Source organism: Cupriavidus sp. UME77, assembly GCF_014170355.1.
Lineage (GTDB): Bacteria > Pseudomonadota > Gammaproteobacteria > Burkholderiales > Burkholderiaceae > Cupriavidus > Cupriavidus basilensis.
Map to the genome: position 1 here is coordinate 1 of NZ_LZZU01000072.1, position 16848 is coordinate 16848.

Sequence of the window (16848 nt, forward strand, 5' to 3'; positions counted from 1 at the left end):
GGGCGGGTGGATGCGGAGTTGGCAGCGGCTGCCGGGGTGGCGATGCCCGGAGACACCACGGCGTCGCGATCATTGAGCGGGGTATCGGCGCAGCCCACCAGGGCGATCGCACCTGCCACTGCAGCAGCGAACGCACACAGCCGGCTGCTGAGGAGGTCAGAGATTCGTCGGATCACGGGATCGTCTTGCTTTGGAGCGTAAGGGGTTGGCAAAGGTCTGCCATGATAGAGGAAACCCATGCGGCAAAGTTCCGAAATCTCCCGACTTAAGGGTTCTACCCGAAGGGAATGCATGCGGGATGTGCAGCAGAGTGCAGCGTAGGGCAGCACAGGGCAGTGTTTTGCCCGGCTGCACGGGCCGCCCGGGGATGGCGGCGCGAGGGGTGATACTCGAGTGCGGCACGAGTGAGCCCGGCGCGCTTGCCAGTGAGGCCCGCCACGCCATGCGCGGCGGGCCTCGCGGTGTTCAACGCCTTCGAATGCGAAAACGCTGAACCCGCTCAGATCGTCTTGACGAAGGCCTTGAGGTCGTCCAGCAGCGCGTTGAGGTCTGCCTTCAGCTTGCCGAAGCCCGCGTTGTGCACCAGGCCGACTTCGTCCATGTACAGCTTGCGGTTGATCTCAAGCTGCAGGCTGTGGCGCTTTTGCGCCGGCTGGCCCACCACGCGCACGATTTCCACGCCCTTGTAGGGGTGGTTGCGCCAGACGTCGTAGCCCATGTCCTTGAGCACGCCTTCCACGCGGTCCGTGAAGCGCGTGTCGCAGGTGGTGCCGTCGCGGTCGCCCACCACGAAGTCCGGATGCTGCAGCCCGGGATGCTCGGTGGCGTACTGCGCCGCCTGGCTGGGCATCGAGTGGCAGTTGATGTGCCAGGCGCTGCCGTGCGTGGCGATGGCCTGGTCGGCCAGCTTTTGCAGTTGCGCGTAGTAGGGCAGGTAGTACTGCGTAATGCGCGCCTGCACCTCGGCCACGCTCAGCTTGCGGTCGTAGATGGCCTCGCCGGTATCCAGCACGCGCCACACCAGGCCCTTGCCAAGACGGGTCTTGGAGGTTTCCTGGCGCGGGCCGGGCCAGGGCGCGTCGAGCACGGCTTCGTCGATTTCCTCGATGCCGCGGTTGGCATCGAGGTAGCTGCGCGGGAAGCCCGCGCACAGCAGCGCAATGCCGCGTGCGGGAGCGTCGGCGTACAACTCGTCGACGAAGGTGTCTTCTGCCTGGCGCAGCAGCGGCAGGGGCAAGCCGGCCGCCGGCCGGAAATCGGCCGGGTAGCTGGTGGCGCTATGCGGCGAATCGAGAAAGAGCGGGCTGCTCTCGCCTTGCGGCAGTTGCAGGAGGTAAGGGCTGAGCCCGGTCTTTCGGTCTGCTTCCGTCATGATGTGCGTCGTTTAATCCAGGGTGATCTTGGCTGCGGCGGCGATGCGCTTGTTCTTCGCCACTTCGGACTTGATCTGCGCGGCGAATTGCGCCGGCGTGTTGCCAACCGGCACCGCGCCCAGCTTTTCCAGCTTAGCCTTTACTTCGGGCAGCGCCAGTACCTTGACGGTGGCGTCGTGCAGCTTGGCTTGCACGTCGGCGGGCAGGTTGGCCGGTGCGATCAGGCCAAACCAGGCGGCGTCGTTGACTTCAGGCAGGCCGAGTTCGGCAAACGTCGGCACATTGGGCAGGGCCGGCACGCGCTTGGGCGAGGCCACGGCCAGGGCGCGCAGCTTGCCGCCTTCGATGAACGGCAGCGAGGACGGCAGGTTGTCGAACAGCACCTGCACCTGGTTGGCCAGCGCGTCGTTGAGCGCCGGGCCCACGCCCTTGTACGGCACGTGCAGCAGCTCGGTCTTGCTGCTCATCTTGAACAGCTCGCCCATCATGTGCGAGACGCTGCCGTTGCCGGCCGAGCCGTAGGCCATCTTGTTCGGCTGGGCCTTGGCCAGCGCGATGAAGGCTTTCATGTCGTTGGCCTTCACCGCCGGGTTGATGCTCATCACGTTGGGCACCGAAGCCAGGTTGGTGATGGTGGTGAAGTCCTTGGTGGCGTCGTACGACAGGCGCGGGTACACGGCCGGGTTGATGCCGTGCGTGGAAGCGGTGGCGATGCCCAGGGTGTAGCCGTCCGGCGCGGCCTTGGCCAGGTAACCGGTACCGATGCTGCCGCCGGCGCCGCCGCGGTTGTCCACCACCACGGTCTGGCCCAGTTGCTGGCCGAGCTTGTCGGCCACGATGCGCGCGACGATGTCGGTGGTGCCACCTGCCGGGAACGGCACAACCAGCGAGATCGGCTTGGTCGGGTACGTGCCCTGGGCAGCGGCCGACAGCGACAGGCCGGCGGCGGCGGCGCCAGTGGCGGCGGCAAGGAGGCGGAGCATGTTACGGCGTTGCATGGTTCGGTTCCTGATTGGAGGGAGGAGAGAAGGAGAGCGATTAAAGCTGTGAAAGCGGCGAAAGCGCGGAAAAGAACGGCTTCCCTGATTCTGCTTGTTCGTGCGGGCACACCGCAAACGAAATAAAATCGTGCGATCATTCCGTTTGGTAGTGAAGTAAGGGGTTATCTATGCGACGCTTATGTCCGTCGCTGACTGAATTGCAGGCCTTCGAGGCCGCCGCACGCTACAACAGCTTCACCACGGCGGCGCGGGAGCTTCACGTCACCCAGGGTGCCGTGAGCAAGCAGGTGCGCAGCCTGGAGGCCTTCCTTGGCGTGGAACTGTTCGAGCGCGTGCGCCAGCGCTTGATGCTGACCGATGCCGGCCAGCGCTACCTGGACCGCATCCGCCCGAGCCTGACCGAGATCGAGGCTGCCACGGTGGAACTGATCGCCAGGCAGGGCCGCGGCGGCACCCTGCATATCGCCAGCATGCCCACGCTGGGCGCCAAGTGGCTGATTCCGCGCTTGCCGCAGTTCTTCGAGAAGCATCCCGACGTCAGCCTTGAATTCGTCCCGCACGCACAGGGCTACGATTTTTCCCAGCCCGACCTCGATGCCGCCATCCGCTTCGGCGACGGCATGTGGCCTGGCAGCCTTGCCGACTACATGACTGGCCGCGAAGTGCTGCCCGTGTGCCGCCCGGCCCTGCTGGCCGGCGAGCCGGAAGGCATGGCGCGCGTGCCCTCTGCGCTGCTGCGTTTTCCCCTGCTGCATCACACCACCGTACCCGAAGCCTGGCCCGACTGGTTCGCCGAGCTTGGCGTGGCGACGCGCAAGGCATGGAGCGGCGCGCGCTTCGACCAGTTCTCGCTGCTGACGCAGGCGGCGATGTCGGGGCTCGGCATCGCGCTGATCCCGCGCTGCCTGATCGAGGAAGAGCTTGCCACCGGCGTGCTGGTGGTGGCGCATCCGGCGCGGGTGCTGAGCAAGAAGGGCTACTACCTTTGCTATCCCGAGCAGAAACAGCATCTGCCGGCGCTGCAGACCTTTCGCCAGTGGGTGATGGAAGGCGTCGACGTGGTGGCGTGAGCCGCGCGCCGCCGCTGTAATCAAAACTTACGCTTTTCCGCGACGGTTTTTTCCGCCCGACTGCGTTTAAGAGACAGACAGACAAACATGACAAGCCTGCGCGCAAACCGCGCCAGGCTGTGGATTGTGGACTGGAGCTTCTCATGCGCAGATCAATGCCCCTCTCATCTAGCCTTGCCCGCCTGGGCGTCGCCGTGACGGCGGCGTTCGCGCTGGCGCCGGCATTCGCTCAAACCATCGTGATCGCACCCACGGCGCCTCCGCCGATGCGCCAGGAGGTCCTGCCGCCCGCGCGTGGCGGCTATGTCTGGGATCCGGGCCACTGGCAATGGCGCAATGGCGCCTACGTCTGGGTGGGCGGCCATTGGCGCCCGGCCAGGGCGGGCTACCGCTGGGTGCCGGGGCACTGGGTGGCGCGTGGCCCGCAATGGCGCTGGGTCGAAGGGCATTGGGCGCCATGAGCGGCATGGCATTCGTCAAGTGTGATGGCAGTCACCACAGCAAGGGGTAACCGATGAAAAGCCTTCTGATCGCGGCGCTTGTCGCCGTCACGTTGTCTGGCTGTGTGATCGTGCCGGCCCGGCCCGCTTACTACCACTATCGCGCGCCGGTTTTTGTTTACTGACGAGGCAAGCCGCGCCCGCCCCAGGGGGGCGCGGCTTGCGAGAAGGACGAACCGGCAACGCGGAACCACATCCATTGAGCGACACAGATCCGGACGATGCGCTGCTGGCGCGGGTCGGCAGGCATGATGCAGCCGCAGTGCGCGAAATGGTCGCGCGCAAGCTGCCGCGTGTGCTGGCGCTGGCCACGCGCATGCTGGGCGACCGCGGCGAAGCGGAAGACGTGGCGCAGGAAGTCTTCGTGCGGTTGTGGAAGCACGCCGCGCGCTGGCAACCCGGGCGGGCGCGCTTTGACACCTGGCTGCATCGTGTGGCGCTGAACCTTTGCTACGACCGCTTGCGCGGCGCGCGCGAGCAGGCCGTGGAGCCGGTGCCCGAGCAGGCGGCGCCCGGGGCCGGGCCGGAGGAAGCGCTGGATGCGGTGGCGCAGGGCGCACGCGTAGGCGCGGCGCTGGCGAAGCTGCCCGCGCGCCAGCGCGAGGCGCTGGTGCTGCAGTATTACCAGGAGTTGCCTAATGGCGAGGCCGCCGCGCTGATGGGCATCAGTATCGAGGCGCTGGAAAGCCTGCTCGCTCGCGCACGCCGCAACTTGCGCGATTTGCTCATGCAAGACGGCCATCATGGGGATTTGCGATGACACCCGAGAGATTTCGCGCACTGACCGAGAGCTATGGCGCCGATCCGGCACGCTGGCCCGAAGCGGAGCGAGCCGCGGGCCAGGCCATGGCCAGCGCGCCCGGGCATCTTGGCGCGCTGGCCGAAGCCGCCGCGCTCGACCGCTTGCTGGCCGCGCATCAGGTGGCCGCGCCGGAGATGGCGTTGCAGCGCCGCATTGCGGCGAGCGCGCCCGCGCCGCGCGCGCCGTGGTGGTGGTCCGGGCTGGGCCTGGCCGGCGTCGGCCTGGCCGGCACCTTGGCAGGCGCGTTGCTGGTCTCGGCCGTGCTGGCCACGGTGCCGGCGCCGGCCGCTATCGATCTGCCCTACGCCCCGACTGGCTTCGGCGGCATGGCGCATAACGGGAGCGAGGAATGAACGAGCGTACGCCGAAGCGGCTCAAGGTAGCGCTGGCGGTATCCGTGCTGGTCAACGTGTTCCTGCTGGGCGCGATTGGTGGTGGCGGCTATCGCTGGTACGCCGTGGAGCGCCAGGCGGCCGCGCAGCCGCGCGGCCTGCGTTTTGCCGCCGACGGGCTGGAGGCCGAGCAGCGCAGGCAATTCCTGCAAGGCTTGCGCGCGGCGCGCCGTGCCGCGGGGGCCGATGTGGACGCCGCGCGCGACGGTCGCCACCAGGTGGAGCAATTGCTGCGGCAGCCGCAGTTCGAGCGCGACGCGCTGGCGGCGGCTTTGGCCCGCACGCGCGAGGCCGATGCCGCGGTGCGTGCCCGCCTGGAAAGCAGCGTGGTGGATTTCGCCGCCACGCTGTCGCCCGAGGAGAGGCAGACGCTGGCCGATGCACTGGTCCAGCGCGGCCCGCTGCGCACCGGCCAGGCGCGGCCCGCGAAGGCGGCGCCATGATGCGGCGATCGACCACGACCACGATGGCAATGGCGATAGCGATAGTGATAACGACAAAGTGATAGCGACAAAGCCAGCAGGCACTTCCCAGGGGAGCAACGCATGACAAACACCGCCATGACGGCCGCGGCTGTCGCGGTCAACCGGTTCGGGCTGGGCGCGCGCCCGGACGAGCCGCTGCCAGCCGATCCGCGTGGCTGGCTGCTGGGCCAGTTCGAGCACTACGAGGCCAGGCCGGCGGCCTGGAGCGCGCAGCCGGATACGGCCGCGCTGGCCGGCGAGTTCGGCGCCCAGCAGCGCGAGGTGCGCCAGGCGCAGGCCGACGCCAAGACCGCGGCGCGCCAGCAATTGCAGCGCGAGACGCGCGAGGCCTATCGGGATGCCGTCGACGCGCGCGTGACCAGTGCGCTGGTCACGCAAGCGCCATTCGTCGAGCGGCTGGTGCATTTCTGGTCCAATCACTTTGCGGTGTCGGTGGAGAAGCCGGCCGTCGCCGCGCTGGCCGGCGCCTTCGAGGCCGAGGCGATTCGTCCCCATGTGCTCGGACGCTTCGAGGACATGCTGGTCGCGGTGGAGCGCCATCCCGCCATGCAGGTCTTCCTGGACCAGGTCCGCTCGATCGGCCCCGACAGCATGGCCGCGCGGGTGGCGGCGCAGCGCGCACCTGAGCGCCAGCTCGGATTGAACGAAAACCTCGCACGCGAGATCATGGAACTGCATACGCTCGGCGTGCGCAGTGGCTACCAGCAAGCCGACGTGACCGAGTTCGCTCGCGCGCTGACCGGCTGGAGCATCGGCGGCCTGGGCGCGCGCGAAGACGGCGAGCCCGGGCGCTTCCAGTTCCGCGCGCGCGTGCATGAGCCTGGCACCCGCACTATCCTCGGCCGCAGCTACCCGCAGCAGGGCGAGGCGCAGGCGCTGGCCGTGCTGCATGATCTTGCGCAGAGCGAGGCCACGGCCAATCACCTGGCCACCAAGCTGGTGCGCCACTTCGTCTCCGATGCGCCGCCGCCCGCGCTGGTGGCGCGCTTGTCGCAGGCGTACCTGCGTAGTGGTGGCGCGCTGCCCGAGATGTACCGCGCGCTGGTGCAGTCGCCCGAGGCCTGGGCCAGCGAGCCGGCAAAATTCAAGACGCCGTGGGAGTGGACCCTTTCCTCCTTGCGCGGGTTGGGTTTGCGCGAGGCGGGCGCACTGCACTTCGCGCCCATGCTGACCCAGCTCGGACAGCCGGTCTGGCGGCCGGGCTCGCCAGCGGGCTACGACGACATTGCCGCAAGCTGGGCCGCGCCCGATGCGCTGGTGCGCCGGGTTGAGCTGGCGCAGCGGCTGGCGGCGCGCGTCGGCGACCGGATCGACGCGCGCGAACTCGGCCCCAAGCTGCTTGCGGGCACGTTGTCGGCACCAACCGCTGCCGCCATCGCGCGTGCCGAAAGCGCGCAGACCGCACTGGCCTTGCTGCTGGTGTCGCCCGATTTCCAACGGAGGTGATTGCCATGTTTTCCCGCCGAGATTTCCTCCGCGTCACGGGCGGCGCCGCCGCCATGCTTGCGTTGCCGCGCCTCACGCTCGCCAGCGTCGATTCCGATCGGCGCTTCGTCTTCGTCATCCAGCGCGGCGCCGCCGATGGCCTGAACACGGTCATTCCCTACGCCGATCCTGGTTACGCCCGCCTGCGTGGCGCGCTGGCCATCGATGCGGCGCAAGCCACCAAGCTCGATGGCACGTTCGCGCTGCATCCCGCGCTGACGGAAACGGCACGGATGTACGCCGCCGGGCAGGCGCTGTTCGTGCAGGCGGTGGCATCGCCATATCGCGAGCGTTCGCACTTCGACGGCCAGAACGTGCTGGAGACCGGCGGCGCCGCGCCCTACCAGGTGAAGGATGGCTGGATGAACCGGCTGGTGAGCCTGCTGCCCAAGCGGCCCGAGAATGCCATCGCCTTCGCGCCCACGGTGCCGGCGGCGCTGCGCGGGCCGGTGGAGGTCGGCTCCTATGCGCCATCGGCACTGCCGTCAGCGCCTGATGACCTGCTCGCCCGCGTCGGGCAGCTCTACGAGATGGACCCGCAATTGCATCCGCTCTGGAACGCGGCCATGCAGGCACGCGGGCTGGCAGGCGACGCCGGTGCGCGCCAGGACCCGGCCAGCCTCGGCCGTCTTGCCGCCGGCTTCCTGGCGCGCGCGGACGGGCCGCGCATTGCCATGATCGAGACCAGCGGCTGGGATACGCACAGCGCGCAAGCGCCACGCCTGGCGGCTCGCCTCAAGGCCCTGGACACCCTGCTGGCAGCACTGCGCGACGGGCTGGGCCCGTCATGGGAGCGCACCACCGTGGTGGTGGCCACGGAGTTCGGGCGCACCGCCGCTGCCAACGGCACCGGCGGCACCGATCACGGCACCGGCGCGGCGGCGATGTTGCTGGGCGGCGGGGTCAAGGGCGGGCGCGTGCTGGCCGACTGGCCGGGGCTGGCGCAGGGATCGCTTTACCAGGGGCGCGACCTGGCGCCGACCACGGAACTGGATGGGTTGATCGCCGCGGCAGCGGCACAGAGCTTCGGGCTGGATAGCGAGCGCGTGGCGCGCACGCTGTTCGGGCGCGGGCGGGCGGACGGGCAGGGGGGAATGCTGGGCGGACTGCTGCGCGCCTGAAACACAGGGGGCAGCAGCCCAGACCCGGTGGCGTTACTTAGAGAGCAGGCGCATCGCCTGCTCGAGTCCGCCGAGCGTGACCGGATACATGCGCGACTTCATGATCTGGTTGATCACCGTCACCGACTGCCGGTATTGCCATAGCCCTTCGGGCTCGGGATTGAGCCAGACGAAGCGCGGGAACTGCTCGATCAGGCGGTTGAGCCATACCGCCCCGGCTTCGGGGTTGTTGTACTCCACCGAGCCGCCGGGCTGCAGGATCTCGTACGGGCTCATGGTGGCATCGCCGACAAAGATCACCTTGTAGTCCGGCGTGTACTTGTGGATCAGGTCCCACGTGGCGATCTTCTCCGCATGGCGGCGGCGATTGTTCTTCCACACGTAGTCGTACACGCAGTTATGGAAGTAGTAATACTCCAGGTGCTTGAACTCGGTCTTGGTGGCCGAGAACAATTCCTCCACGCGCTTGATGTGGTCGTCCATCGAGCCGCCGACGTCCATCAGCATCAGCACCTTGACCTTGTTGTGGCGCTCCGGGCGCAGCTTGATGTCGAGCAGGCCGGCATTGGCGGCGGTGGAGTGGATGGTGTCGTCCAGGTCCAGCTCGGTTTGCGCGCCTTCGCGCGCGAAACGGCGCAGTCGGCGCAGCGCCACCTTGATATTGCGCGTGCCGAGCTCGACCTGGTCGTCGTAGTCCTTGTAGGCGCGGGTTTCCCACACCTTGATGGCGGTGCGGTTGCCCTTGGACGGCCCGCCGATGCGGATGCCTTCCGGGTTATAGCCGCCGTGCCCGAACGGCGAGGTGCCGCCGGTGCCGATCCACTTGTTGCCGCCCTCGTGTTTTTCCTTTTGCTCGTCGAGCAGTTGCTTGAGCCGCTCCATCAGCTTGTCGAGGCCTCCCATGGCTTCGATCTTGGCTTTTTCCTCGGCCGAGAGCTCGCGCTCCAGCGTCTTTTGCAGCCAGTCCAGGGGGATGTCGGATTTCCAGTCGACCAGGCTCTCAATGCCCTTGAAGTAAGCGGCAAAGGTCTGGTCGAACTTGTCGAAGTGCTTCTCGTCCTTGACCAGCGTCATGCGCGACAAGTAGTAGAACTCGTCGATCGACGGCGTGATCACCTCGGCCTTGAGCGCTTCCAGCATGGTCAGGTATTCCTTGACCGAGACGGGCAGCTTGGCGTGGCGCAGCGAGAAGAAAAAATCGATCAGCATGGTGGGCTCGCTTAGAGTTTCCCGCAGCGGGGGCGGCGGTTTGCGTGCAGGTTCACGAGGCGCGCCCCGGCAGGTCCAGGCGGTATTGCAGGTGGCGCTTCACCGTCGGCCATTCGCTGGCGATGATGGAGAACACCACGGTATCGCGCAGCGAACCGTCGGGCATGCGCTGGTGGTTGCGCAGCACGCCGTCCTGCTTGGCGCCAAGCCGGGCGATGGCGGTGCGGCTCTGGTGGTTCATCCAGTGCGTGCGGAATTCCACGGCGATGCATGCCAGCTGCTCGAACGCGTGCGTGAGCAGCATCAGCTTGCATTCGGTGTTCACGGCGCTGCGCTGCACGCGCTGCGCATGCCAGGTATGGCCGATCTCCAGGCGCCGGTTGGCACCGTCGACATTGAAGTAACGCGTCGCGCCCACCACCGCGCCCGGCACGCCATCGCGGACCTCGCGGATCACGAACGGCATCGCGCCCTGCTGCTCGCGCATCTGCAGCGCGGTGTCGGTCCATGTGCGCACCTGGTCCGGCGCCGGCACCGAGGTGTACCAGAGCTTCCACAGCTCACCATCGGCGACGGCGGCCTGTACCTCAGCCTCGTGCTCCGGGCGCAGCGGCTCCAGCAGGGCGTGCTGGCCGCGCAGGGTGACGGGTTCGATAAAGCGTGCCATGGCGCGGCGCTCAGCGGTTGGCGCGGTTCATGAAGACGAGACGCTCGAACAGGTGCACGTCCTGCTCGTTCTTCAGCAGCGCGCCGTGCAGCGGCGGGATCGCGGCCTTCTTGTCCGGGCTCTTGAGCGCTTCGGGCGGGATATCCTCGGCCATCAGCAGCTTGAGCCAGTCGATCAGTTCCGAGGTGGAGGGCTTCTTCTTCAGGCCCGGCAGGTTGCGCATCTCGTAGAACGACTCGAGCGCCGCGGCCACCAGCTCGCGCTTGATGCCGGGATAGTGCACGTCGACGATGCGCTGCATGGTCTGCGCATCGGGGAACTTGATGTAGTGGAAGAAGCAGCGGCGCAGGAAGGCGTCGGGCAGCTCCTTCTCGTTGTTCGAGGTGATGATCACCAGCGGGCGGTGGCGCGCCTTGACCAGCTCGCGCGTCTCGTACACATAGAACTCCATGCGGTCGATTTCACGCAGCAGGTCGTTCGGGAATTCGATGTCGGCCTTGTCGATCTCGTCGATCAGCAGCACCACCTGCTGGTCGGCCTCGAAGGCCTGCCAAAGCACGCCCTTGATGATGTAGTTGCGGATGTCGTGGACGCGGTCGTCACCGAGCTGCGAATCGCGCAGGCGCGACACCGCGTCGTATTCATACAGGCCCTGCTGCGCCTTGGTGGTGGACTTGATGTGCCACTGCAGCAGCGGCATGCCGAGTGCCGCGGCCACCTCCTCGGCCAGCATGGTCTTGCCGGTGCCGGGCTCGCCCTTGATCAGGAGCGGGCGCTGCAGGGCGCGGGCGGCATTGACGGCCAGCTTGAGGTCATCGGTGGCGACGTATTGCTGCGTGCCTTCGAAACGGATTTGCTGGTTCTGGCTGGCGTTGGTGGTGTTGGACATGGGGCAACCTGAAGGGGTTTGTGCGTGTCGGAATTGGCCAGTATAAAAGAGCTTTTCGGTTCGCGTGTGGCTCGCCGTGCCATGCTGGACTGCCACGTGCAGCGTGCTGTACAATGCGGCGGTTTGACGCGCCCCCCACGTCCAAGACTCCACCCCCCTCGCTTCGTCCGCCTTGTCACTCCCGCGGTCCTTGCCGGGAGGCGGCGATGACAAGAGATGGTTACAGAATGAGGCGGAGACAACGCCGAGATGCACCGGCAGCGCCAACCACGGCGCCCGGGTATCCGGCCCACGCTGGCAGCACCGCATCTACCCGCGGGCAGATACGGTCCGGCCGGACGCATTCTGAAGCCATTTCCGACCGGTTGGGCAGGTCACGCAGGGTTTAACACTTCCAATCAGCTACGACAATGAAAAAGCTCCTCACGATGGTGGTGCTGGGCGCGGCCGCAACGGCTGCGCAAGCCCAGGAAGTCAAGGGCAATGTGGACGCCGCCAAAAACAAGGTCGCGATGTGTATTGGTTGCCATGGGATTCCCGGCTATCGCGCCTCCTTCCCCGAGGTGTACCAGGTGCCCCTGCTCGGCGGCCAGAACGCCAAGTACATCGAGAATGCGCTCAAGGAATACCAGAAGGGCGACCGCAAGCACCCGACCATGCGTGGCATTGCCGCGACCCTGACCGACCAGGACATCGCCGACGTGGCTGCCTACTACGCGCAGCAGTCTTCCAGCACGCAAAACAACACCCAGAAGTAAGAGGACCCACCCATGAATACGCTTAAGACGCTTTCGCTCGCGATCGGCGCACTCGTGCTGGGCGCCTCGGCCATCACTGCCTCGGCTGCCGACCTCGCGCGCGGCAAGGCGCTGGTGGAGAAGGGCAACTGCGCGGCCTGCCACGGCGCCGGCATGAATGCCCCGATCACCCCGGATTACCCGAAGCTGGCCGGCCAGCATGCCGACTACCTGTACCACGCGCTGGCCGCCTACCAGATCACCACCAACCCGCAGGTGGGCCGCTCCAACGCCATCATGGCCGGCCAGGTCAACGCCAACCCCGGCGTGACGGGCAAGGATGGCAAGCCGCGTCCCTTCACCCGGGATGAGCTGAAGGATATCGCCGCCTACATCGAATCGCTGCCGGGCGGCCTGGTCCTGAAGAAGTAAGCCAACTGGCGCCGGCCCACGCCCGCGCGGGTCCGGAACAAGAAAAAGCCGCTGGTCCCAGCGGCTTTTTCTTTGCCCGCGCGCCCGGTGCGCTTGCGCCCCGGGCGGCGTCAGGCGGCTCAGTTGCCGGTGCCCTTGGCCAGGCGGCGTGCCTTGACGGCGCTGGCCAGGGTTTCGAGCACCTTTACCGAATCGTCCCATCCGATGCAGGCATCGGTGACCGACTGGCCGTAGGTGAGGTCTTCCACCGGCGTGCCCTGGGCGTGATCCTGGCGGCCGCCCACCAGGTGGGATTCCACCATCACGCCGACGATACGCTCGTCGCCCGCGGCCATCTGGCGGCCGATGTCCTCGCAGACCGGGATCTGGTTCTCGTGCTTCTTGCTGCTGTTGGCGTGCGAGGCATCGATCATCAGGCGCGCGGCCAGGCCTGCCTTGGAGATCGCTTCGCAGGCTTCCTGCACGCTGGCGGCATCGTAGTTGGGGGTCTTGCCGCCGCGCAGGATGATGTGGCAATCCTCATTGCCCGAGGTCGACACGATGGCGGAGTGCCCGCCCTTGGTCACCGACAGGAAATGGTGGGGCTGCGAGGCGGCCTTGATCGCATCGACAGCGATCTTGACGTTGCCATCGGTGCCGTTCTTGAATCCGACCGGGCACGACAGTCCGGAGGCGAGTTCCCGGTGCACCTGGCTTTCGGTGGTACGCGCGCCGATGGCGCCCCAGCTGACCAGGTCGGCGATGTATTGCGGGCTGATCATGTCGAGGTATTCGGTACCGGTCGGCACGCCTAGTTCGCTGATGTTCAGCAGCAGTTCGCGCGCGGTGCGCAAGCCATCGTTGATCTTGAAGCTGCCGTCCATGTGCGGGTCGTTGATCAGCCCCTTCCAGCCCACGGTGGTGCGCGGCTTTTCGAAATACACCCGCATCACGACCTCCAGCTCCCCGGCGAAACGGTCGCGCTGGACCTTGAGCAGCTTGGCGTACTCGAGTGCGGCGCGGGTGTCGTGGATGGAGCAGGGGCCGATGATCACGATCAGGCGGTCATCCATGCCGTGCAGGATCCGGTGCATGGACTGGCGCGCGCCGTAGATCACGTCGGACGCCTTTTCGGAGCAGCCGAACTCGCGGATCAGGTGCGCCGGGGGCAACAATTCCTTGAGTTCGCGAATACGCAGGTCGTCGGTGTTCTTCAGCATGATGGCTCCGGATTTTGTAGGGTCGTGTGTTTGGGGTGTCTGGGCTAGAGCTGGGTGCGGGCCGGTATAAAAAAAGCCGCCAGGTTCGCTGGCGGCTTTTTTTGAATTCTGGAGGCACTTACGATCGTCCCTCTCCATCCGCCAGCGGTGCGAGATCGCTAAAAAAGTAAAAATAAAACTTAGCGGACATGGATGGGATGCGGCTCAAATGGCGTCGGTTATTTGCGGCAACGCGTCACGAGATGGCAGAAAATTGCGCTGGCCTTGCCAATTCTGCCGGCGGAGGCGGTTGACCATCGGGTAACGAAGCATCTTTATAGCGCGTTTTAAGGGGCTTGGCAAGCGTCCGGCATTGGCCCGGCCACAATTTCCGGCCGTCCGATGGCGGGGCCCGGATCCAGCTCCAGCCCGCGCATCACGGCGGCGGTGCGGTTCTCCACACCCAGCTTCACGTACACATGCTGGAGGTGCTTTTGCACCGTGCGGGCGCTGATGCCGAGCATGCCCGCGATTTCACGGTCCGTCTTGCCGTGCGCCAGCCAGCGCAGCACCTGCTGCTCGCGCGCGGTCAGCCTGGCGAGCATGGAGAGCGCCTGGTCATCCTGGCTGTGGCTGGATGTGAGCATTGCGGCGGCTTTGGGCTGCGCGCCGGTACGCAATGCTGCGTATTGGCGCCTTCCCGTGCGTGAACCAACATGAATGAGGCCAGTATAGGCGTCGCCAGCGCGCACCGCAGTGCGGCGGCGGCACCTGCACCGGTTTGCCCGGGGGAAGACAGGCGAACACGGCGTGCCGGGCAGCCCAGGCACGCGGGGCTGAGGCGAGGGGGAGGGAAACACCATGGCGATCGATGAGGGGAGGCTAAACGCCTTCATGGGGCAGTTCGTCCAGGATCTGGGCGCGGTGATGCATGCCGCCACCATCGTGGTCGGCGATACGCTTGGCCTGTACAAAGCCTTGGCCGAGAAACCGATGACAGTGCAGGTGCTGGCCGAGAAAACCCATACCGATGCGCGCTATCTGCTCGAGTGGCTGTCCGCGCAGGCGGCCAGCGGCTATGTCGCGTACGACCCGGCCACCGATCTGTTCAGCCTGACCGAGGAGCAGGCCTTCGCGCTGGCCCAGGAGGGCAGCCCCGCTTTTATTCCCGGCGCCTTCCAGATCGCGGTCGCGCAGTTCAAGGCAATTCCCAAGATCGTGGACGCCTTTCGCAATGGGCGCGGGCTAGGCTGGCATGAACACGATCCATCACTGTTCCACGGCACCGAACGGTTCTTCCGTCCGGGCTACGCGGCGCACCTGACGGCGGAATGGATTCCCGCGCTGGAGGATGTGCAGGCCAAGCTGCAGGCTGGCGCTCGCGTGGCCGACGTGGGCTGCGGGCATGGCGCCTCCACCATCATCATGGCGCAGGCGTATCCGGCATCGGAGTTCTACGGCTTTGACTACCACGAGCCGTCGATCCGCTTCGCCACCGAGGCGGCGGCGCGCGCCGGCGTGCAGGACCGCGTGCATTTCGAAGTGGCAAAAGCCAAGGAGTATGGCGGCAAGGATTACGACCTGGTGGCCGTGTTCGACTGCCTGCACGATATGGGCGATCCGGTCGGCGCCGCCACGCATGTGCGCGAGACCTTGCGCCCGGACGGCACCTGGATGATCGTCGAGCCTTTCGCCAACGACCGGCTCGAAGACAACCTGAACCCGGTCGGGCGGGTGTTCTACTCGGCCTCGACCTTCATCTGCACGCCAGCGTCGCGCTCGCAGGAGGTGGGGCTGTGCCTGGGCGCCCAGTCGGGCGAGGCACGCATGCGCTCGGTGGTGCAGCAGGGCGGTTTTTCGCGTTTTCGCCGGGCGGCGCAAACGCCGTTCAACCTGATCTACGAGGCGCGGCCCTGAACGGCAAGGGCCCGCGCCCGACCTGCCCGACCTGCCCGACCTGCCCGACCTGCGGGACGGCAATCAGGCCGTGCCGCCCACCGTCATGTTCTCAATGCGCAGGGTCGGCTGGCCCACGCCCACCGGCACGCTCTGGCCTTCCTTGCCGCACACGCCCACGCCCGAGTCCAGGCGCATGTCGTTGCCGATCATGGTGACGTCCTTGAGCGATTCCGGGCCATTGCCGACCAGCGTGGCGCCCTTGACCGGGGCGGTGATCTTGCCGTCCTCGATCAGGTAGGCCTCGCTGGCGGAGAACACGAACTTGCCGTTGGTGATGTCGACCTGGCCGCCGCCGAAGTTGACCGCGTAGAGGCCGCGCTTGACGCTCGCGATGATCTCCTGCGGGTCGCGGTTGCCGTTGAGCATGTAGGTGTTGGTCATGCGCGGCATCGGCAGCGCGGCGTAGCTCTCGCGGCGCGCGTTGCCGGTTACCGGCATCTTCATCAGGCGCGCGTTGAGCGTGTCCTGGATGTAGCCCTTGAGGATGCCGTCCTCGATCAGCGTGGTGCACTGGGTCGGGTTGCCCTCGTCGTCGAGGTTGAGCGAGCCGCGGCGGTTGGCCAGCGTGCCGTCGTCCACCACCGTCACGCCCTTGGCCGCCACGCGCTCGCCCATGCGCCCGGCGAAGGCCGACGAGCCCTTGCGGTTGAAGTCGCCTTCCAAGCCATGGCCGATGGCCTCGTGCAGCAGCACGCCGGGCCAGCCCGGGCCGAGCACGACGGTCATCGCACCGGCCGGAGCCGGGCGCGCCTCGAGGTTGACGAGCGCCGAGGCCACGGCCTCGTCCACGTACTGGCGCAGCAGCTCATCGGTGAAATAGCCGTAGGCATAGCGCCCGCCGCCGCCGGAGGAACCGATCTCGCGGCGCCCGTTCTGCTCGGCGATCACCGTGACGGAGACCCGCACCAGCGGGCGCACGTCGGCGGCGATGACGCCGTCGCTGCGCGCCACCAGCACCACGTCGTATTCGCCGGCCAGGCCTGCCATCACCTGCACCACGCGCGGGTCCTTGGCGCGGGCCATGCGTTCCACGCGCTCGAGCAGCGCCACCTTTTCGGCGGCATCCATCGAGTCCAGCGGGTCATTGGGCGAGTACAGGTTGCGCCCGCCCTGGGAAGCCATCTTGCTCGCCACCTTGACGCGGCCGCTGCCGGCGCGGCCGATGGTGCGGGTTGCGGCGCCGGCCTTGAGCAAGGCGTCCAGGCTGATGTCGTCGGAGTAGGCAAAGGCGGTCTTGTCGCCGGACACGGCGCGCACGCCAACGCCCTGGTCGATGCTGAAGCTGCCCGACTTGACGATGCCTTCTTCCAGGCTCCACGCTTCGTTGCGGGTGTACTGGAAGTAGAGATCGGCGTAATCGACCTTATGCGTGAAGATGTCCGCCAGCACGCGCTGCAGGTTGGTTTCGTCCAGGCCGTAGGGTGCCAGCAGCAATTGCTGGGCGGTGGCGAGGTTGCGGATTCCGAGGTCGCCGGCGTTCATGGTTGTCCTTTATCGTCGTGCCGCGGTGGCGAAATGACGCCGCCGCGTAAAAATCTGGGATGCTGG

18 protein-coding genes are annotated in these 16848 nt (G+C 66.9%); 10 read left to right on the forward strand and 8 right to left on the reverse strand.

Annotation, left to right across the window (positions count from 1 at the left end):
- Positions 1-499 precede the first annotated feature (499 nt).
- Positions 500-1372, reverse strand: a complete 873-nt coding sequence (locus tag A9975_RS28330; RefSeq protein ID WP_174422873.1) for an N-formylglutamate amidohydrolase — start codon at positions 1370-1372, stop codon at positions 500-502.
- Positions 1373-1384: 12 nt separating this feature from the next.
- Entirely contained in the window at positions 1385-2371 is a 987-nt protein-coding gene (locus A9975_RS28335) for a tripartite tricarboxylate transporter substrate binding protein BugE (protein ID WP_150983798.1), read from the reverse strand.
- A gap of 170 nt (positions 2372-2541) precedes the next feature.
- Here A9975_RS28335 and gcvA point away from each other — a divergent pair, with 170 nt between their 5' ends.
- The 7 genes from gcvA (at position 2542) to A9975_RS28370 (ending at position 8229) form a co-directional block, all read left to right on the forward strand.
- The gene (gene gcvA / locus A9975_RS28340; protein WP_150983799.1) at positions 2542-3444 is read left to right on the forward strand and encodes a transcriptional regulator GcvA; all 903 of its coding nucleotides are present in this window, start codon (positions 2542-2544) and stop codon (positions 3442-3444) included.
- Between the two features lie 155 nt (positions 3445-3599).
- Positions 3600-3905 (forward strand): YXWGXW repeat-containing protein, encoded by a 306-nt coding sequence (locus tag A9975_RS28345; protein WP_150983800.1) that lies wholly within the window; start codon positions 3600-3602, stop codon positions 3903-3905.
- Between the two features lie 238 nt (positions 3906-4143).
- A complete protein-coding gene (locus A9975_RS28350) occupies positions 4144-4704 on the forward strand; it encodes an RNA polymerase sigma factor (protein ID WP_183035643.1) in 561 nt (186 codons plus the stop codon).
- Positions 4701-5099, forward strand: a complete 399-nt coding sequence (locus A9975_RS28355; protein WP_183035644.1) for a hypothetical protein — start codon at positions 4701-4703, stop codon at positions 5097-5099. Before A9975_RS28350 ends, A9975_RS28355 begins: the two co-directional genes overlap by 4 nt.
- Positions 5096-5581 carry a periplasmic heavy metal sensor gene (locus A9975_RS28360; RefSeq protein WP_183035645.1) on the forward strand — a complete coding sequence of 162 codons (486 nt, stop codon included), beginning with the start codon at positions 5096-5098 and terminating at the stop codon, positions 5579-5581. The genes A9975_RS28355 and A9975_RS28360 overlap by 4 nt, the downstream gene beginning before the upstream one ends.
- Before the next feature lie 102 nt (positions 5582-5683).
- Positions 5684-7069, forward strand: a complete 1386-nt coding sequence (locus tag A9975_RS28365) for a DUF1800 family protein (protein ID WP_183035646.1) — start codon at positions 5684-5686, stop codon at positions 7067-7069.
- 5 nt (positions 7070-7074) lie between these two features.
- Positions 7075-8229, forward strand: coding sequence for a DUF1501 domain-containing protein (locus A9975_RS28370; protein WP_183035647.1), 1155 nt, complete (start codon positions 7075-7077; stop codon positions 8227-8229).
- Between the two features lie 33 nt (positions 8230-8262).
- Here A9975_RS28370 and A9975_RS28375 read toward each other — a convergent pair whose 3' ends face one another.
- From A9975_RS28375 to A9975_RS28385, 3 genes are read right to left on the reverse strand one after another with little or no spacing between them, the layout of a single operon-like run.
- Positions 8263-9438 carry a VWA domain-containing protein gene (locus A9975_RS28375; RefSeq protein WP_183035648.1) on the reverse strand — a complete coding sequence of 392 codons (1176 nt, stop codon included), beginning with the start codon at positions 9436-9438 and terminating at the stop codon, positions 8263-8265.
- 52 nt (positions 9439-9490) lie between these two features.
- The gene (locus A9975_RS28380) at positions 9491-10105 is read right to left on the reverse strand and encodes a GNAT family N-acetyltransferase (RefSeq protein ID WP_183035649.1); all 615 of its coding nucleotides are present in this window, start codon (positions 10103-10105) and stop codon (positions 9491-9493) included.
- Positions 10106-10115: 10 nt separating this feature from the next.
- A complete protein-coding gene (locus A9975_RS28385) occupies positions 10116-10994 on the reverse strand; it encodes a MoxR family ATPase (protein WP_183035650.1) in 879 nt (292 codons plus the stop codon).
- Between the two features lie 410 nt (positions 10995-11404).
- Here A9975_RS28385 and A9975_RS28390 point away from each other — a divergent pair, with 410 nt between their 5' ends.
- Complete coding sequence (locus A9975_RS28390; RefSeq protein WP_043344837.1) at positions 11405-11752, forward strand: cytochrome c; 348 nt, start codon at positions 11405-11407, stop codon at positions 11750-11752.
- 12 nt (positions 11753-11764) lie between these two features.
- The gene (locus tag A9975_RS28395; protein ID WP_150983806.1) at positions 11765-12163 is read left to right on the forward strand and encodes a c-type cytochrome; all 399 of its coding nucleotides are present in this window, start codon (positions 11765-11767) and stop codon (positions 12161-12163) included.
- A gap of 119 nt (positions 12164-12282) precedes the next feature.
- On the opposite strand, the gene aroG is transcribed toward A9975_RS28395, so the two are convergent.
- Together aroG and A9975_RS38300 are read right to left on the reverse strand one after the other, a co-directional pair.
- Positions 12283-13362, reverse strand: a complete 1080-nt coding sequence (gene aroG / locus A9975_RS28400) for a 3-deoxy-7-phosphoheptulonate synthase AroG (RefSeq protein ID WP_043344840.1) — start codon at positions 13360-13362, stop codon at positions 12283-12285.
- Between the two features lie 326 nt (positions 13363-13688).
- Positions 13689-13988 (reverse strand): helix-turn-helix transcriptional regulator, encoded by a 300-nt coding sequence (locus A9975_RS38300; RefSeq protein WP_370565684.1) that lies wholly within the window; start codon positions 13986-13988, stop codon positions 13689-13691.
- Between the two features lie 214 nt (positions 13989-14202).
- On the opposite strand from A9975_RS38300, the gene A9975_RS28410 reads away from it, so the two are divergent.
- On the forward strand, positions 14203-15258 hold the full coding sequence (locus A9975_RS28410) for a class I SAM-dependent methyltransferase (protein WP_183035651.1): 1056 nt from the start codon (positions 14203-14205) through the stop codon (positions 15256-15258).
- A gap of 63 nt (positions 15259-15321) precedes the next feature.
- Here A9975_RS28410 and tldD read toward each other — a convergent pair whose 3' ends face one another.
- On the reverse strand, positions 15322-16782 hold the full coding sequence (gene tldD / locus A9975_RS28415) for a metalloprotease TldD (RefSeq protein WP_043344843.1): 1461 nt from the start codon (positions 16780-16782) through the stop codon (positions 15322-15324).
- Positions 16783-16848 lie beyond the last annotated feature (66 nt).

What these genes read in the sequence shown, in the direction of transcription:
- A9975_RS28335 (WP_150983798.1), bottom strand. Translation starts at nt 2,371, where the DNA reads ATGCAACGCCGTAACATGCTCCGCCTCCTTGCCGCCGCCACTGGCGCC.
- aroG (WP_043344840.1), bottom strand. Translation starts at nt 13,362, where the DNA reads ATGCTGAAGAACACCGACGACCTGCGTATTCGCGAACTCAAGGAATTG.
- A9975_RS28370 (WP_183035647.1), top strand. Translation starts at nt 7,075, where the DNA reads ATGTTTTCCCGCCGAGATTTCCTCCGCGTCACGGGCGGCGCCGCCGCC.
- A9975_RS28365 (WP_183035646.1), top strand. Translation starts at nt 5,684, where the DNA reads ATGACAAACACCGCCATGACGGCCGCGGCTGTCGCGGTCAACCGGTTC.
- A9975_RS28345 (WP_150983800.1), top strand. Translation starts at nt 3,600, where the DNA reads ATGCCCCTCTCATCTAGCCTTGCCCGCCTGGGCGTCGCCGTGACGGCG.
- A9975_RS28395 (WP_150983806.1), top strand. Translation starts at nt 11,765, where the DNA reads ATGAATACGCTTAAGACGCTTTCGCTCGCGATCGGCGCACTCGTGCTG.
- A9975_RS28355 (WP_183035644.1), top strand. Translation starts at nt 4,701, where the DNA reads ATGACACCCGAGAGATTTCGCGCACTGACCGAGAGCTATGGCGCCGAT.
- A9975_RS28410 (WP_183035651.1), top strand. Translation starts at nt 14,203, where the DNA reads ATGGCGATCGATGAGGGGAGGCTAAACGCCTTCATGGGGCAGTTCGTC.
- tldD (WP_043344843.1), bottom strand. Translation starts at nt 16,782, where the DNA reads ATGAACGCCGGCGACCTCGGAATCCGCAACCTCGCCACCGCCCAGCAA.
- gcvA (WP_150983799.1), top strand. Translation starts at nt 2,542, where the DNA reads ATGCGACGCTTATGTCCGTCGCTGACTGAATTGCAGGCCTTCGAGGCC.
- A9975_RS28380 (WP_183035649.1), bottom strand. Translation starts at nt 10,105, where the DNA reads ATGGCACGCTTTATCGAACCCGTCACCCTGCGCGGCCAGCACGCCCTG.
- A9975_RS28385 (WP_183035650.1), bottom strand. Translation starts at nt 10,994, where the DNA reads ATGTCCAACACCACCAACGCCAGCCAGAACCAGCAAATCCGTTTCGAA.
- A9975_RS28330 (WP_174422873.1), bottom strand. Translation starts at nt 1,372, where the DNA reads ATGACGGAAGCAGACCGAAAGACCGGGCTCAGCCCTTACCTCCTGCAA.
- A9975_RS28375 (WP_183035648.1), bottom strand. Translation starts at nt 9,438, where the DNA reads ATGCTGATCGATTTTTTCTTCTCGCTGCGCCACGCCAAGCTGCCCGTC.
- A9975_RS28360 (WP_183035645.1), top strand. Translation starts at nt 5,096, where the DNA reads ATGAACGAGCGTACGCCGAAGCGGCTCAAGGTAGCGCTGGCGGTATCC.
- A9975_RS28390 (WP_043344837.1), top strand. Translation starts at nt 11,405, where the DNA reads ATGAAAAAGCTCCTCACGATGGTGGTGCTGGGCGCGGCCGCAACGGCT.
- A9975_RS38300 (WP_370565684.1), bottom strand. Translation starts at nt 13,988, where the DNA reads ATGCTCACATCCAGCCACAGCCAGGATGACCAGGCGCTCTCCATGCTC.